Below are 14,940 nucleotides of genomic sequence, written 5' to 3'. Positions count from 1 at the left end.
TGGCTGTCGTACTTTTGACTGTGGTTCTTGGTCGGCGAACCGGGCAGGCGGGTCAGGACCACATCAGGAGGTCGTTGCCCTTGGTGCCGAGGAACGATCCGATGGACACCCGACCCTCACCGGCGGTTTCGCCGGCCGAGATCTTGTGGGGGTTGCGGGGGTTGAACAGAACCACCTCGCCGACCTTCGGTGCGAAAGTGAAACTCTGGATCGAGCTGTCGGTTTCGACGTCGCCACTGGGCAATCCGCGGGCGGGATCTTCACCCTCGGCCGGAATCCAGGGACTGTTGTAGACGGTGGTCTCACCGCCTGCCGAGGGGCACTGGGTGTAGAGGTTCCAGGTGATCTGATCCTCGATCTCACCGATGGCCCAGTCCGGCGAGTTGTACGGGGCGTAGTCGGCGTGCAGGTGCACGCCATTGGAGGCGATGCGCACGACGACGGGGCAGTAGTCACCGAATCCGGGCTCGCTGGGCACGCGGATCTCGCCCTGCGGGTGGTATGCGCCGAGCATCGAACGGAAGCGCTCCGGCACATCGACCGACTGCGTGTAGAGCCTTTCCTGGGCGGCAACGGCGGCAGGCACGGCGTCGAAGAATTCGGCTTTGCGGCCACCGTCCTGGCGGTATTCGTACATGACCAGTCCGAGATAGTGGGTCGGTGTGGCCACACTGTACGACTTGAGGTCGGGGGAGGTGTGAACGGCCTCGGAGAACGCCACGCATTCCTCTGCGGTGGCGAAGTCTTCGATACGGATCGCGGGGATCTCGTTGCGTATCAGTGCCGCCAGCGATTCGGCGCTCAATTCGGCCGCAGTATTCTGCTTCCATTCAGGCATGTAAATCGGTCCTCTCTACGATCCCGTGTATGCGGACTTTTCGCGGTGGAATGTCGCAGCAGGGAACTACTTAATTAGTCTTGCATACAAAATCGAGACGTGGTTGCGTCTGTGTTACATCCGGGTGGGAACCGGCCTCAGATGGCGCCTGAACTCCGTAGCTCCGCGATCTCCTGGGGTGTCCGGTTGAGCGCAGAAGTCAGGATTTCGGCCGTGTGCTCGCCGAGTTCCGGGCCGAGCCACCTGATCGAGCCCGGCGTCGACGACAATTTCGGAGCCACGTTCTGCAGCGGGAACTCGCCGAACAGCTTGTGCTGGACCTTCACGATCGCCTCGCGGGCAATGAAGTGCGGATCGGTCATCATGTCCCGGGCCTGATAAATCCGTCCGGCCGGCACGCCCTTTTCTTCGAGTAGCACCAGCAGGCTCTCGGAATCCTGTGTGCGCGTCCACTCGGCGATCAGATCATCGAGTTCGGTCTGCCGGATCCCACGTTCGGTGTGGTTGACGTACCGGGGATCGGATGCGAGTTCGGGGCGACCCATCGCGTCGACGAGTCGTCCGAAGACCGTGTCCTGATTGGCCGCGATCAAGATGCTGCTGTCGTCCGCGGTCGGGTAGACATTGCTGGGCGCGATGTTCGGGAGAATCGATCCCGTGCGCTCGCGCTGGTAACCGGTCAGTTCGTACTCCGGGACAACTGATTCCATCAGGGCGAGCACGGCTTCGTAGATGGCCGAGTCGACCACCTGGCCGCGGCCGGTGCGCTGCACGCCGTGCAGGGCCACCAATGCGCCGATCGTGGCGAAGACCGCCGCGAGCGAATCGCCGATCGAGATGCCGGTCCGGCTGGGCAGACTGTCCGGATCGCCTGTGATGTAACGCAATCCGCCCATGGCCTCGCCGATCGAGCCGTAACCCGCACGTGGTGAGTATGGTCCGGTCTGACCGTAGCCGGTGACCCGCACCATGATCAGCTTGGGATTGACGGCACTGAGTTCTTCGTAGCTCAGGCCCCATCGCTCGAGCGTTCCCGGTCGAAAGTTCTCGATCAAGATGTCCGCCGAGGCGATCAGGTCGCGGGCGATCTGCTGTCCTTCGGGGGTGCGGAGGTTGCACGTCACCGACTTCTTGTTACGTGCGACAACGGGCCACCACAGCGATTGGCCCTGTGAGCTCTCCCGGCCCCACTGGCGCATCGGGTCACCCTTGCCGGGATCTTCGAGCTTGATGACCTCGGCACCGAAATCGGCGAGCAACTGGCCGCAGAACGGGCCGGCCAGTAACTGGCCCATCTCGATGACCCTGAGGTTGGACAGCGGACCTGATTGGTCCGTGCTCTCGTTACCTTCGATGTGTGAGGTGGACATAGCAACTTCCTCTGCGGTTGGAGCCCGATCGGGATCGGGCTGTGCGGTGCGTCGAACAGCATGCAAATGCAACCCCGGTCGCATGTCCCGGGATGTGGATGTGGTGACGATGTAAGTGGTCGTGTTCAGGTGTGGGTGATCAGTTCGGAACGGCGCCAATACCTTTGAAGATCCCGATGCCCGAGGTCTGACCGGTGTCCGGACTGAGCATTCCGGTGCGCGCGTTGTGTAGATGACAGCGCATCACTGACTCGACCCATTCCGAGTTGCCTGCGCGGACGGCGGCGACGATCTCGAAATGGTGAGACAGACTGCGGGAGAGGGCCTCTTCTTCGTAGTGCTGGTAGTTCACGGTGGCGAGGGTGACATGCCGGACGGACGTGAGCGTTGCTGCGAGCTGGCTGCTCTGGGTCTTCTCGGTCAGGATGGCGTGGAACCGGCGGTTCAACTGCGCGATGGCCGCGAAGTCCCGGTCGCCATCGGCATTGCCGAGTTGCTGCATGCGGCCTGCCAGTTCTTCCAGGTCGTGGATCTCCTCCTCTGACAGTCGCCCGACGGCCATGCCGGTGGCGACCGGCTCCAGAAGAAGCCGGAGATCGAAGATCTCGTTCAGGCGCTCGGCAGTCCAGGTCGCAACCCGGGCACCCTTGTTGGGCGACATCACCACCAGGCCCTCGGCGGCAAGGCGTGCCAACGCCTCTCGTATCGGAGTGCGGCTGACGTTGAGCAGGGCTGCCAGTTCCACTTCGCCCAGTCGGTCGCCCGCGTTCCACTGACCCTCGACGATCTTGGCGCGGAGAAGATCAGTCACGCTCTGCGATGTTTGAGACACCGGCTACCTCCCTCGATTGCATACATCCTATCCCGGACACTTGGTCCAGACAACCGAAATGACGCAATTGTGCCCCTATTTTGACGATTTACACCCCGGCAACATCAAACTTGCATACATTCGAAACCTGAGGGAAAGTCTGAGCATGGGAACTGAAGTGTCGCGCGAAACGAAAGAGCCCGAGTCGGTGACAATCGTCGAGGTGTCGCCTCGGGATGGCCTGCAGAACGAGGCAACGCTGTTGCCGACCGAGGTCAAACTCGAACTGATCAACAACCTCCTCGGCGCCGGTCTGCGTCGCATCGAGGCAACCAGTTTCGTACACCCGGGGCGCGTCCCGCAGATGGCCGATGCCGAGGCCGTCGCTGTGGCGCTCCCGCGCGGGGACGTCTCCTGGATCGGATTGGTGTTGAACGAGCGCGGACTCGACCGGGCCATCGCCGCCGGCCTCGACGAGGTCAATATCGTTGTGGTTGCCTCCGATACGTTCAGTACCCGCAACCAGGGCACCACCACCGCGGAGGGCATCGCGCTCTGGTCGCGTCTGGCCAGACGTGCGAGAGGCGCCGGCCTCAAGACGACGGTCACCATTGCCGCCGCCTTCGGTTGTCCGTTCGAGGGCGAGGTCCCGGCCGCGCGGGTCGGTGACATCATCAAGCAGTGCGCCGATGCCCAGCCGGACGAGCTGGCGCTGGCCGACACGATCGGCGTCGGCGTTCCGGCGCAGGTGATCGAACTCGCGGCTCACGCAGCGAGAGAAGCTGCCGATCTACCGCTCCGGTGGCACTTCCACAACACCCGCAACACCGGATATGCCAACGCTCTGGCCGCCCTGCAGTCCGGGGCGTCGGCGCTCGATGCCAGCCTCGGCGGCATCGGTGGATGCCCCTTCGCGCCCGCCGCGACCGGGAACATCGCCACCGAGGATCTTTGGTATCTGCTCGAACGCAGTGGCGTTCGCACCGGCCTCGACATCGACTTGCTCAACTCCGGTGCCATCCGGCTCGGGGAGATGCTGAACAAGACTGTCCCGGGTCAACTGTCCCGAGCCGGCACGTTCCCGGGCTGACACATTCAACTCACCGCAGCACACCGAGACGATCTGAGGAGACACCATGGCCAAAGGTATGTACATCGCGTTCACCCACCCGCGCGACGACGAGTCGGACGAGGAGATGAATCGCTGGTACAGCGATCATCATCTTCCTGAGATCCTGTCGTTGGACGGTGTGCAGAGTGCAACACGGTACCGCTCGCGGGAGGACAACCCGACTCACCGCTACCTGGCGGCTTACACCCTCGAGGGCGACGACTTGGACGAGATCGTCGCGCGCATCCATGCCGAAGCCCCGAACCGCACGCCGACCACTTCGACTCGTACGGATCCCGGCTCCGAGTTCCGGCTCTTCGAATTCGTGGAGCATCAGGACAGCAAGTAGCCGACAAAGACCGAGAACCAGGGAAATCACGTAGCCCTGACAACCGAGCCGCCGAACGGAGAACTTGTTCGGCGGCTCGGTTGTGCCCGGTGGCCGACCGGGCCTGCACTCAGAGGATGTAGAGCATCTCCTGGTAAGTCGGGAGCGGCCAGAGATCGTCGGCGACAACACTTTCGATGGTGTCGGCCGCGAGGCGGACGGCGGCCATGGCGGGCAGCAGGGTGTCCCGCGCGTACTTGGCCTCTTCGAGGCTGCCGTCGACGTGAACGCCCAGCGCCGACTTCAGAGCCGCCAGGGCGACGGTCAGCTCCTGCATCGGCTCGGTGACCATGTTCAGCAACGTGATGTCGGGTTCGACACCGGCGGCCTTGAGGGCGGAGACGTTGGTGGCGATCTCGGTCTGGTACCGGAGGGCGGCCGGCAGGACCAGCGTCGAACCGATCTCGAGCGTCAACTTGGCCTCGACCGCGATGGTCAGGATGTACTGCTCGAGGCCGATCTCGTAGCGGCTGTGCATCTCCCGATCGTTGAAAACGCCGTACTTCGAGAACAATTCGATCGACGACTCCGAGATCAACTCGGGTAGAGCGTCGACCGTTGTCTTCAGATTCGGCAGCCCCCGCGACTGGGCCTCGATGGGCCAGTTGTCGGAGTAGCCGTCACCGTTGAACACGACGGCGCCGTGCTCGGTGATGATGTCGGTCAGGAGGGTCTGCACCGCGGAATCGAACTCGACCCCCTCGGCGAGGGCGGTCTCGAGCACGGTGGCGCAGTGGTCGAGCGAATCGGCCATGATCGTGTTGAGGACAACCATGGGCTCGCTGACCGTCTGCATGGAACCCGGGGCGCGGAACTCGAAACGGTTGCCGGTGAACGCAAACGAACTCGTCCGGTTCCGGTCGCCGGGATCAGTCGGCAGTACCGGCAAGGTGTCGACGCCGATGAGCATGGTGCCCTTGCCTTTTGACGAGGTTGCCGCGCCTTTGGCGATCTGATCGAAGACGTCGGCCAGTTGCTCGCCGAGGAAGATCGAGACGATGGCCGGGGGCGCCTCGTTGGCACCGAGGCGGTGATCGTTGGTGGCCGAGGCCACCGACACCCGGAGCAACCCGGCGTGCAGATGGACCGCCCGGATGACCGCAGCACAGAAGACGAGGAACTGGGCGTTCTCATGCGGGGTGTCACCGGGTACCAGCAGGCTGCCGAACTTGTCGTTGCCGAAGGAGAAGTTGACGTGCTTGCCCGAGCCGTTGACACCGTCAAATGGCTTCTCGTGGAACAGACATTCCATGCCGTGCTTCTTGGCGACGGTTTTGAATGTCGTCATCAGCAACTGCTGGTGGTCGGCCGCGATGTTGCCGCGTTCGAACATCGGCGCGATCTCGAATTGGCCGGGTGCGACCTCGTTGTGGCGGGTCTTGGCGGGGATACCCAGCTTGAAGAGCTCGCGCTCGGTGTCCATCATGAACCCGAGTACACGTTCGGGGATCGCGCCGAAGTAGTGGTCGTCGAACTCCTGGCCCTTGGGGGGTTTGGTGCCGAACAGAGTGCGTCCGGCATTCAGCAGATCCGGACGCGCCAGGAAGAAGTGACGATCGATCAGGAAGTATTCCTGCTCCGGTCCACAGAAGGCGACGACATTGCCGGGATTGGCGTGCCCGAACAGTTTCAGGACCCGTTCCGCGTGTTTACCCATCGCCTGCTGCGAGCGCAGTATCGGGGTCTTGTGGTCGAGTGCTTCGCCGGTCATCGACACGAACACGGTCGGGATGCACAGCGTGTTGCCGTTCGGATTCTCGAGCACATACGCCGGGCTGGTGACATCCCAGCCGGTGTACCCGCGGGCCTCGAAGGTGTTGCGCAGTCCGCCATTCGGGAAACTGGAGGCATCCGGCTCACCCTGGATCAGGGTTTTGCCCTGGAACTCGGCGAGCGTCGAGCCGTCGCTCGACGGTTCGAGGAAGCTGTCGTGCTTTTCTGCGGTCAGTCCGGTGAGCGGATAGAAGACGTGGGCATAGTGGGTGGCGCCCTTCTCGAGGGCCCAGTCCTTCATCGCGGAGGCAACGGCGTCGGCGACGGCAGGGTCGAGTTTGCTGCCCTTTTCGATGGTCGAGATCACCGATTTGTAGACGCTCTTCGGCAACCGCTTCATCATGACCGACTTGTTGAACACGTTTGCGCCGAAGATGTCTCCCGGCGCCTCGGTGATATCGAAACTGACGGGAGGAGGCTGGTGCGCCTCGACTGCTGTGATGGCGGCAAGCCGGATGTTGTTTCCGCTCATTCGTTGTCTACCCTTCTCGCGGGTCTCGATGATGCTCAAGCCCTGACCTGGGAACTCTACGAACGGTCGGTAACGGACGCGTTTCGTCGCGGTGACGATGGATAACAGAGTTGACCGGGTGTTACGGATTGGTTGCCCCGGGAGGAAAGTTGTCCGTTTTGCGGTCAGCGACCGGACGGTCGATCGATGCGGAAGGCATGGTGCTGCCCATCGTCGATCGGGTTGTCGGGGGTGAGGTAACCGGTGGCGACCTGGGTGAAGCCCGCCGAGAGCAGCGTCCGCCACGATGCCGGGTTGTTGACGGCGACCGGGACGATGATCGTGGTGGACTGCTGCTTGTCCACCCAGCAGGTCTCCACCATCCGCCGGACCATCAGCGTGCCGTAGCCGCGGCCGGTCATCTCGGTTTCGCCGATGAAATAGTCGATCGACATGGCGAACTCCGGCACCCGCAACAACGTTTCCAGTTCGGCCCGATCGTCGGGGTAGTCGGCAAAGAAGTATCGCTGGATCAGTCCGATGGGCAGATCGTCGTAGAGCACGATGAAGTCCTCGCAGGGTTCGGTCCCGTCGATGCTCCCGCCGAAATCGCGCTCGACTGCATCGTCGGAGGTGTCGTGATTCCAGAAGCGCGCGACATGGGGATTGCCCAGCCACTTCTGGATCAGAACGAGATCGTCGCGCTCGGTTCGCCGAAACCGCATGCATTCACTGTCCGCGCCGATCCCGCGGAGGTCAATCTTCGGTGCGGACCGGGTCCCGGGCGATGAGGGCGGGAAAGATGTGGTCGCGCAGCAGGGGTGCGAGCTGCGGCGATGTGTCGGATCGGTCGTGCCAGCGTAGTTCGGCGATCTCACCGGCCGGTTCCGGTTCACCGGTGAGGTCGGCGCAGAAGATGTGGCCGCAGACCAGGGTGTCGGCTTCGTTTGCTGCCGCGGCGGTGAAGGTCCCGAGCTCGGTCAGGTCCTGTGGCGCGATCTCGATCCCGATCTCTTCGAGCACTTCGCGTACCGCTGCCTCGACCGGGCTTTCACCGGGCTCGAGTTTGCCGCCGGGCAGCATGAAAGAGGTGGTACCGGACTTTCTCACGGTCAGCACCTGTGCCGCGCCGTTGACGAAGCAGACGGCGGAGACGGTCAGGGTGGGTGCGATGCGTTCGGTATCCGTGCTCATGGACAAATCATGCCGGGTGGACTCGCCCGGCACGCAATCGGAACGCTTCCGCAAATCTAGAACACGTTCTAGTGTGTTCTGCATGACTGATTCTGCGGACGCGACCACCGAATTCGATCACCTGCGCGGCGGCACCCACCTCGGCCACCTGATGGTGGCGGCGCTCAAACGACACCACAAGGACCCGGTGCTGTTCCTGGGTGACACCACGCTGACCGGCGGTGAGATGGCCGCGCAGGTCAGTACCTATGCGCAGGCCTTCGAATCGCTCGGTGCCGGCTCCGGTACCGCCGTCGGGCTACTGGCGCTGAACCGGCCGGAGGTCCTGTTCGTCATCGGCGCCGGTCAGACCCAGGGATGGCGCCGGACCGCACTGCACCCGCTGGGCTCGCTCGATGATCATGCGTACGTTCTCGGCGACGCACAGATCGCGACGTTGGTCATCGACCCGGTTCCGATGTTCGTCGAACGCGCGGTGGCCTTGCTGCAACGGGTCGACAGCCTCAAGCAGGTCCTGACGCTCGGACCGGTGCCCGCCGAACTCGCCGACGTCGCACGAGACGTGACCGCCGAGGCCAAGCGGTTCGACCCACGTCCGCTGGTCGCCGCCGACCTGGCGCCGGACCACATCGTCTCGATCACCTATACCGGCGGTACCACCGGAAAACCGAAGGGCGTCATCGGAACTGCCTCGGCCATGGCGGCGATGACCCAGATCCAGCTGGCCGAATGGGAGTGGCCCGAGCATCCGCGTTTTCTCATGTGCACCCCGCTCTCGCACGCGGGCGCGGCATTCTTCGTGCCGACCCTGATGAAGGGTGGCTCGATGGTGGTGCTGGCCAAGTTCGATCCGGCAGAGGTGCTCCGGACGATCGAGGAACAGAAGATCACGGCGACCATGCTGGTCCCGTCGATGCTGTATGCCCTGCTGGATCATCCGGACTCGCACACCCGCGATCTGTCGTCCTTGCAAACCGTGTACTACGGCGCCTCGGCGATCAATCCGGTGCGGCTGGCCGAGGCCATCGAGCGGTTCGGTCCGATCTTTGCCCAGTACTACGGGCAGTCCGAGGCGCCGATGGTGATCAGTTATCTGCCCAAGGACGCTCACGACGAGAAGCGGCTGTCGAGTTGTGGCCGGCCCTCGGCGTTCCTGCGCACCGCTCTGCTCGGCGACGACGGCAAGCCGGTTCCGATGGGGGAACCGGGCGAGATCTGCGTCTCCGGTCCACTCCTCGCCGGTGGCTACTGGGGACTCCCGGAGGCGACGGCGGAAGCCTTCCGCGACGGATGGCTCCGCACCGGTGATGTGGCCCGTGAGGATGAGGACGGATTTTGGTTCATCGTCGACCGCACCAAGGACATGATCGTCACCGGCGGCTTCAACGTCTTCCCTCGGGAAGTCGAAGACGTTGTGGCCGAACATCCTTCGGTGGCGCAGGTGGGCGTCATCGGGGTGCCCGACGAGAAGTGGGGCGAGGCGGTGACGGCGATCGTCGTGCTACGCAGCGATGCCCTGACCGACAGCGTCTCGATCGAGGCGATGATCTCGGAGATCCAGGATGCGGTGAAGGATCGGAAGGGTGCGGTGCAGTCGCCGAAACGGGTGATCGTCGCCGAATCCCTGCCACTGACCGCCCTGGGCAAACCGGACAAAAAGGCGCTGCGCAAACAGTATTGGAGTGGGAGCGACAGGGCGGTCGGCTGAGCGTTGTCACCGTTGGCGTGCAGTGGCGCAAGCCCTTCTCGACATCGGCAAGTTCTTCACCCGTTGGGACGAGACCGATGCCAAACAACGAAGCCGATCACAGTTACACCCTGGGTCTGACGTTGCTGGTGATCGTCGCCGGACTCGCCGCGGTCTTCACAGTGTTCGGTATCCGTGGCCGGAGCGCCGAAAAACCGCCATAGTGGTGGTCATGGCGAGTGTCTCCACCACCCGGCATCTGTTGCGGGCCAAAGACCTGATCGACTCCGAATACGCGACCGCGCTGACAGTCGAGGAGATGGCAGCCGCGGCACGGTTGTCGCGCGCCCACTTCACCCGGTCGTTCGTCAAGGCGTTCGGGCAGTCGCCGCACACCTATCTGCAGACCCGCCGGCTCGAGCGGGCGGCGGCACTGCTGCGCAACACCGACTATTCGGTTGCCGATATCTGTGTGGCAGTGGGACTTCGGAGTGTCGGCTCATTCACCACGAGCTTCAAGAGGACCTATGGTGAAAGCCCCGCGCGCTATCGTGCCAGTCGTCCACCTGCAGCGCAGCGGATCATGGTCCCGACCTGTGTCATACGCACCTTCGGCCGGCCCCGCCCGGACAGCCGCATCCGATAGAGCACATGGGGAGAAGACCGGGACCGTTGTACGGGGTTACGTTCGACGCACTGAGTCGAACAATCCGATAACGGGAGGTCACGATGTTGAAAATCGCCAGTGCGCAGGTATGGGTCCACGATCAGGACGAGGCCCTCAAGTTCTACACCGACAAACTCGGGATGGAGGTCCAGTCAGACGTGTCCCTGCCCGAGATGGACGGGTTCCGGTGGTTGACGGTCTCGCCGCCGGGACAAGATGACGTCAGCATCGTGTTGATGGATGTCCCCGGTCCGCCGATGCTCACCGAATCGGCCCGGGCCGAAGTCCTGGAACTGGTCTCCAAAGGGCTGGCCACTGCCGTATTCCTGACCACGGAAGACTGCCAGGCCGAATACGAGCGGCTCGCCGCGCGAGGTGTCGAGTTCACCGATCTGCCGGAGCAGCGCCCCTACGGCATCGACGCCGGGTTCCGAGATCCCTCGGGCAACAGTTTCCGGTTGACCCAGATGATCGACATCGCCGCACCCTGAAGCCCGACCACGTTGTGGGGCACCCGTTCATCGGTGCCCCACAACGCATTTTCGATGCCGGCGTCCGGCAGAACGGTCGCCCGGGTCAGCCCTTGACGCAGACCACCTGCTTGAGGTGTGCCACCACCTCGACCAGGTCGCTCTGCGCGGCGATCACCGAATCGATGTCCTTGTAGGCGGCCGGTATCTCATCGACCACGCCGGCATCCTTCCTCGACTCGACTCCTTCGGTCTGGGCCACCAGATCCGCGGCGGTGAACATCTTGCGCGCCTTGGACCGGCTCATCCTCCGCCCCGCGCCATGTGATGCGGAAAAGAACGAGGCCTCCGACCCGAGTCCGCGCACCACGTACGAACCCGTCCCCATCGATCCGGGGATCAGTCCCACGTCGCCGGACCCGGCCCGGATGGCACCCTTTCGGGTCACCAACAGTTCGACCCCGTCGATCATCTCGGTTGCCACGTAATTGTGGTGGCACGAGATCGGCTCCTCGAACCGCACCGGCCGTGTCGGAAGTGATTCTCGCACAGCGGAACACACCAGTTCCAGCATCACGCGACGGTTTCTGGACGCGTATTCCTGGGCCCAGATCAGGTCGTGACGGTATGCGTCCATCTCCGGTGTCCCGGCGAGGAAGACCGCAAGATCGCGGTCGGGAAGGTCGGCGTTGTGCGGCAGACCGGCGGCTACCTCCATGTGGTGATCGGCGAGCGATTTCCCGATGTTCCGGGAACCGGAATGAAGCATCACCCACACCGATGAGTCGCCCTCGGCGACGCAGATCTCGATGAAGTGGTTGCCACCGCCGAGCGTTCCGAGCTGCTTGTGGGCCCGGGTGTCCAGGTTCTGTACGGCCCGATCGAGGCCGGCGAACCCGGACCAGAAGTCACCCCAGCCGCCACCGACGTCCATCTCGCGCAGGTTCACCGGCCGCTTGTGGGCACCGAAACCCACCGGCACCTTCGCCTCGATCGCCGAACGCAGTGCGGACAGGTCGTCGGGAAGGTCGGAGGCAACCAGATCCGTTCGGACGGCGGCCATTCCGCAACCGATGTCGACGCCGACCGCGGCCGGGCAGACCGCGTCACGCATCGCGATCACCGAACCGACCGTTGCGCCCTTGCCGACGTGGACGTCGGGCATCACCCGGACACCATGCACCCACGGGAGAGCCGACACCCGGCGTAGTTGCTCGCGGGCCTGCACCTCGACGGACGCTTCGTCGACCCACAGAAGGGTTGATGCGACTGCGCCGGAAAGCGGGACAGGGTAGCGGGTGTTCATGCTGTTTCCTTGATTGCGGTGTCGGCCACCGGTTGACGGCCTCGGCAACCGTAGACATGCGTCGTGGGTATCGTCCATCGATTATGTCGGCGTCGGTAGCCTCAGGGGATGACCGGTCGAAGCGTCAGACCGCTGAAGTCGCACATCGCCACCCGGTTGCGGGGCGTGGCGTACAGCTATCCGGAGATCGGTGCCACCCGGCAGGTGTGCCCGGACGGATATCAGCACCTGCACCGGGAAGTCGTCGTCGGAACCGGGCGGCAACGTTTCGACGAGATCGCGGATGCGATCGCCACCTGGCAGGTCCAGCTCGGCGCCGGGCTGCGTGTCTGCGCGTCGGAGAGGACCGTCGAGGCAGGCACGGTCGCCCGGCTGGCGATCGGTGTGGGACCGCTGCGCCTCAACGCACCGGTCAGAGTCGTGTACGTGATCGACGAACCCGATCGTCGCGGATTCGCCTACGGAACACTGGTGGGACACCCCGAGTCCGGGGAAGAAAAGTTCTGTGTCGAGTTGCGGGACAACAACTCTGTCGTGTTTGCGGTCACGGCGTTCTCGCGTCCACAAACCCGGCCCGCTCGGCTCGCGGGTCCGTTCGGCAGGTATGGACAGGGATTGATCACCGCCAGGTATCTCGCGGCGATGCGGACGTGGGGAAGTCGCGGGTGAGGACGTCCTGGCGGTGAAGGTCAGGAAACCCCCGATCCGCCGTCCTCAGTTCTCTTTGTCGCCCATCAGTTCTGCCACGTGGTTGGGGACATACGTGCTGATCTCCCGGGAGGGGCGTTGATAGGTCCCGGTGTCGATGGGATGTTCTGGCAGTTCGACTTTCGGTCGGACGACATCGTGGTATTCGATCGTCGACAACAGGTGCGACATCATGTTGATCCGGGCATGCTTCTTGATGTCGGACTCGACGATGTACCAGGGACTGTTGGGGGTGTCCGTATGCACCATCATCTCGTCTTTCGCGCGGGAATAGTCTTCCCAGCGATAGACCGATTCGAGGTCCATCGGGCTCAGCTTCCACTGCCGCACCGGGTCGTCGAGACGTGACCGGAAGCGACGCAGCTGTTCGGCGTCGGACACCGAGAACCAGTACTTCCGCAGGATGATCCCGTCGTCGAGGAGCATCTGCTCGAATATCGGGGTCTGCCGCAGGAACAGCGAATGCTCTTGCGGGGTACAGAATCCCATGACCTTCTCCACGCCCGCCCGGTTGTACCAGGAGCGATCGAAGATAGTGATCTCACCGGGCGCCGGGAGATGCGCGATATAGCGTTGGTAGTACCACTGTCCGCGTTCCCGGTCGGTGGGTGCGGGCAGCGCGGCCACCCGGACAACACGTGGGGAGAGGTATTCGGTGATCCGTTTGATCGTGCCGCCCTTGCCTGCGGCATCGCGTCCCTCGAAGACGACGACCACGCGGGCCCCGGTCTCCTTGGTCCACTCCTGGAGTTTGACGAACTCGGTCTGAAGCCGGAACATCTCGGCCTCATAGATGTTGTTCGGGATCTTCTTCGGCTTGGAGCGCTTGCTCGTCTTCTTACCGCTCTTGCTGTCGGATCCGGTCTTTCCCATTGGAGGAGCCTACGTCGTCACCGCCTTGTGCGTAGGTGATGCGCGCCGATACCCGAGTAGTTTGAGCATCAGAAAGACGCATCTTCCGAGGTTCGGAGGTTATCGCGCGGTGAGCATCTGTGAGGAGAACGGCAGTGGCGATGAGCACGTCGGAAGCGGGTTCCCCCATTGAATTGGGACTCGATACGTTTGGTGACCGCACGGCGGGACCCGACGGGGAACTGGTGCCGTACGACCAGGTGATCCGCGAGGTCGTGGCCGAGGGCGTCCTCGCCGATCAGTTGGGACTCGATTTCTTCGGGGTGGGGGAGCACCATCGCGCCGATTTTGCGGTGTCGGCCCCGGAGGTGGTGCTGGCCGCGATTGCCGCGCAGACATCGCGAATCGCCCTGGGAACCGCGGTCACCGTACTGAGCTCGGACGACCCGATCCGGGTCTACCAGCGTTTCGCCACACTTGACGCGATCTCTCGCGGCCGTGCCGAAGTGATCTTGGGCCGCGGTTCGTTCACCGAATCATTCCCGTTGTTCGGCTTTGATCTGAGCCAGTACGAGGAGCTGTTCTCCGAGAAGCTCGACCTCTTTGCGGCCTTGCGGCAGGAGGGCCCGATCGTATGGTCCGGACAGACACGTGCACCTCTGAACGGTGAGGAGGTCTACCCCAAGACCGCGGCCGGTGGTGTGCGCACCTGGATCGGTGTCGGCGGGTCGCCGGAGTCGGTCGTCCGGGCCGCTCGCTACGGAATCCCGTTGGTACTGGCCATCATCGGCGGCGAACCACTTCGTTTCAAGCCTTTTGTCGATCTCTATCATCGCGCATTGCAGGAGTTCGACAGGCCGGAACTTCCAGTGGCGATGCACTCGCCGGGTCACCTCGCCGACACCGATGAGGCGGCTCGAGAAGAACTCTGGCCGCACTACCGTGATCAGATGACCCGGATCGGACGGGAACGCGGCTGGCCGCCGCCCACCCGCGCCCAGTTCGAGCAGTCGGCCGGGCCGGAAGGATCGGTGTACGTGGGATCGCCCGAGACGGTGGCGGCCAAGATCATTCGCAATGTGAACGCGCTGGGCATCACTCGTTTCGACCTCAAATACAGCAACGGGACACTGTCACATGAGGTCAAGATGCGCAGCATCGAACTCTATGGCACCAAGGTCGCCCCGATCGTCCGGGACGCACTGGCCTGACCAGCGGGGAAGAGGAAGAAGCCAGGACCTTCGGCGGGGCCCGCCGCGTACGGTTACTGCGATGGTGCTTCCGCGTACGGTGGAGCACGGCAGTTTTGTCAGA

General features: G+C 63.5%; 16 protein-coding genes. 8 read left to right on the top strand and 8 right to left on the bottom strand.

Annotated features, from left to right (window positions below):
* Positions 1–52: 52 nt before the first annotated feature.
* From AC51GR_RS16795 to AC51GR_RS16785, 3 genes are all read right to left on the bottom strand, one after another.
* A complete protein-coding gene (locus AC51GR_RS16795; protein WP_496325763.1) occupies positions 53–838 on the bottom strand; it encodes a 2OG-Fe(II)-dependent halogenase WelO5 family protein in 786 nt (261 codons plus the stop codon).
* 137 nt (positions 839–975) lie between these two features.
* On the bottom strand, positions 976–2,208 hold the full coding sequence (locus tag AC51GR_RS16790) for a CaiB/BaiF CoA transferase family protein (protein ID WP_496325762.1): 1,233 nt from the start codon (positions 2,206–2,208) through the stop codon (positions 976–978).
* Positions 2,209–2,347: 139 nt separating this feature from the next.
* Positions 2,348–3,019: a GntR family transcriptional regulator gene (locus AC51GR_RS16785; protein ID WP_496325761.1), complete on the bottom strand. Its 672-nt coding sequence runs from the start codon at positions 3,017–3,019 to the stop codon at positions 2,348–2,350.
* A 166-nt stretch (positions 3,020–3,185) separates the two neighbouring features.
* On the opposite strand from AC51GR_RS16785, the gene AC51GR_RS16780 reads away from it, so the two are divergent.
* Positions 3,186–4,109: a hydroxymethylglutaryl-CoA lyase gene (locus tag AC51GR_RS16780; RefSeq protein WP_496325760.1), complete on the top strand. Its 924-nt coding sequence runs from the start codon at positions 3,186–3,188 to the stop codon at positions 4,107–4,109.
* Between the two features lie 46 nt (positions 4,110–4,155).
* On the top strand, positions 4,156–4,479 hold the full coding sequence (locus AC51GR_RS16775) for a DUF4286 family protein (protein ID WP_496325759.1): 324 nt from the start codon (positions 4,156–4,158) through the stop codon (positions 4,477–4,479).
* A 109-nt stretch (positions 4,480–4,588) separates the two neighbouring features.
* Here AC51GR_RS16775 and AC51GR_RS16770 read toward each other — a convergent pair whose 3' ends face one another.
* The 3 genes from AC51GR_RS16770 to AC51GR_RS16760 form a co-directional block, all read right to left on the bottom strand.
* Entirely contained in the window at positions 4,589–6,763 is a 2,175-nt protein-coding gene (locus AC51GR_RS16770) for a glutamine synthetase III family protein (RefSeq protein WP_496325758.1), read from the bottom strand.
* Positions 6,764–6,927: 164 nt separating this feature from the next.
* Positions 6,928–7,467 (bottom strand): GNAT family N-acetyltransferase, encoded by a 540-nt coding sequence (locus tag AC51GR_RS16765; protein WP_496325757.1) that lies wholly within the window; start codon positions 7,465–7,467, stop codon positions 6,928–6,930.
* A 31-nt stretch (positions 7,468–7,498) separates the two neighbouring features.
* The gene (locus AC51GR_RS16760; RefSeq protein ID WP_496325756.1) at positions 7,499–7,936 is read right to left on the bottom strand and encodes an NUDIX hydrolase; all 438 of its coding nucleotides are present in this window, start codon (positions 7,934–7,936) and stop codon (positions 7,499–7,501) included.
* A gap of 82 nt (positions 7,937–8,018) precedes the next feature.
* Between AC51GR_RS16760 and fadD8 the strand changes: the two genes are divergently transcribed.
* From fadD8 to AC51GR_RS16740, 4 genes are all read left to right on the top strand, one after another.
* Complete coding sequence (gene fadD8 / locus AC51GR_RS16755; RefSeq protein ID WP_496325755.1) at positions 8,019–9,644, top strand: fatty-acid--CoA ligase FadD8; 1,626 nt, start codon at positions 8,019–8,021, stop codon at positions 9,642–9,644.
* A 77-nt stretch (positions 9,645–9,721) separates the two neighbouring features.
* Complete coding sequence (locus tag AC51GR_RS16750; protein WP_496325754.1) at positions 9,722–9,847, top strand: hypothetical protein; 126 nt, start codon at positions 9,722–9,724, stop codon at positions 9,845–9,847.
* An 8-nt stretch (positions 9,848–9,855) separates the two neighbouring features.
* Positions 9,856–10,269 carry a helix-turn-helix domain-containing protein gene (locus tag AC51GR_RS16745; RefSeq protein WP_496325753.1) on the top strand — a complete coding sequence of 138 codons (414 nt, stop codon included), beginning with the start codon at positions 9,856–9,858 and terminating at the stop codon, positions 10,267–10,269.
* An 83-nt stretch (positions 10,270–10,352) separates the two neighbouring features.
* Positions 10,353–10,781 carry a VOC family protein gene (locus AC51GR_RS16740; protein WP_496325752.1) on the top strand — a complete coding sequence of 143 codons (429 nt, stop codon included), beginning with the start codon at positions 10,353–10,355 and terminating at the stop codon, positions 10,779–10,781.
* Between the two features lie 85 nt (positions 10,782–10,866).
* Here the strand turns inward: AC51GR_RS16740 and AC51GR_RS16735 are convergent, their stop codons facing one another.
* Positions 10,867–12,066 (bottom strand): RtcB family protein, encoded by a 1,200-nt coding sequence (locus AC51GR_RS16735; RefSeq protein ID WP_496325751.1) that lies wholly within the window; start codon positions 12,064–12,066, stop codon positions 10,867–10,869.
* Positions 12,067–12,174: 108 nt separating this feature from the next.
* Here AC51GR_RS16735 and AC51GR_RS16730 point away from each other — a divergent pair, with 108 nt between their 5' ends.
* Positions 12,175–12,735, top strand: coding sequence for a DUF1990 domain-containing protein (locus tag AC51GR_RS16730; protein WP_496325750.1), 561 nt, complete (start codon positions 12,175–12,177; stop codon positions 12,733–12,735).
* Between the two features lie 45 nt (positions 12,736–12,780).
* On the opposite strand, the gene ppk2 is transcribed toward AC51GR_RS16730, so the two are convergent.
* A complete protein-coding gene (gene ppk2 / locus AC51GR_RS16725; protein ID WP_496325749.1) occupies positions 12,781–13,647 on the bottom strand; it encodes a polyphosphate kinase 2 in 867 nt (288 codons plus the stop codon).
* Positions 13,648–13,787: 140 nt separating this feature from the next.
* On the opposite strand from ppk2, the gene AC51GR_RS16720 reads away from it, so the two are divergent.
* Positions 13,788–14,837, top strand: coding sequence for an LLM class flavin-dependent oxidoreductase (locus tag AC51GR_RS16720; protein ID WP_496325748.1), 1,050 nt, complete (start codon positions 13,788–13,790; stop codon positions 14,835–14,837).
* Positions 14,838–14,940 lie beyond the last annotated feature (103 nt).

The organism is Williamsia sp. z71, from assembly GCF_059553375.1.
The sequence above is the reverse complement of the archived record's forward strand: the minus strand, read 5'-3'. Positions and strand labels throughout refer to the sequence as shown.

Excerpts from the sequence above, each read along its gene's own strand:
- fadD8 (WP_496325755.1), top strand. The coding sequence starts at position 8,019 with ATGACTGATTCTGCGGACGCGACCACCGAATTCGATCACCTGCGCGGC.
- AC51GR_RS16745 (WP_496325753.1), top strand. The coding sequence starts at position 9,856 with ATGGCGAGTGTCTCCACCACCCGGCATCTGTTGCGGGCCAAAGACCTG.
- AC51GR_RS16775 (WP_496325759.1), top strand. The coding sequence starts at position 4,156 with ATGGCCAAAGGTATGTACATCGCGTTCACCCACCCGCGCGACGACGAG.
- AC51GR_RS16750 (WP_496325754.1), top strand. The coding sequence starts at position 9,722 with ATGCCAAACAACGAAGCCGATCACAGTTACACCCTGGGTCTGACGTTG.
- AC51GR_RS16770 (WP_496325758.1), bottom strand. The coding sequence starts at position 6,763 with ATGAGCGGAAACAACATCCGGCTTGCCGCCATCACAGCAGTCGAGGCG.
- AC51GR_RS16730 (WP_496325750.1), top strand. The coding sequence starts at position 12,175 with ATGACCGGTCGAAGCGTCAGACCGCTGAAGTCGCACATCGCCACCCGG.
- AC51GR_RS16720 (WP_496325748.1), top strand. The coding sequence starts at position 13,788 with ATGAGCACGTCGGAAGCGGGTTCCCCCATTGAATTGGGACTCGATACG.
- AC51GR_RS16735 (WP_496325751.1), bottom strand. The coding sequence starts at position 12,066 with ATGAACACCCGCTACCCTGTCCCGCTTTCCGGCGCAGTCGCATCAACC.
- AC51GR_RS16765 (WP_496325757.1), bottom strand. The coding sequence starts at position 7,467 with ATGCGGTTTCGGCGAACCGAGCGCGACGATCTCGTTCTGATCCAGAAG.
- AC51GR_RS16740 (WP_496325752.1), top strand. The coding sequence starts at position 10,353 with ATGTTGAAAATCGCCAGTGCGCAGGTATGGGTCCACGATCAGGACGAG.
- AC51GR_RS16780 (WP_496325760.1), top strand. The coding sequence starts at position 3,186 with ATGGGAACTGAAGTGTCGCGCGAAACGAAAGAGCCCGAGTCGGTGACA.
- ppk2 (WP_496325749.1), bottom strand. The coding sequence starts at position 13,647 with ATGGGAAAGACCGGATCCGACAGCAAGAGCGGTAAGAAGACGAGCAAG.
- AC51GR_RS16760 (WP_496325756.1), bottom strand. The coding sequence starts at position 7,936 with ATGAGCACGGATACCGAACGCATCGCACCCACCCTGACCGTCTCCGCC.
- AC51GR_RS16790 (WP_496325762.1), bottom strand. The coding sequence starts at position 2,208 with ATGTCCACCTCACACATCGAAGGTAACGAGAGCACGGACCAATCAGGT.
- AC51GR_RS16795 (WP_496325763.1), bottom strand. The coding sequence starts at position 838 with ATGCCTGAATGGAAGCAGAATACTGCGGCCGAATTGAGCGCCGAATCG.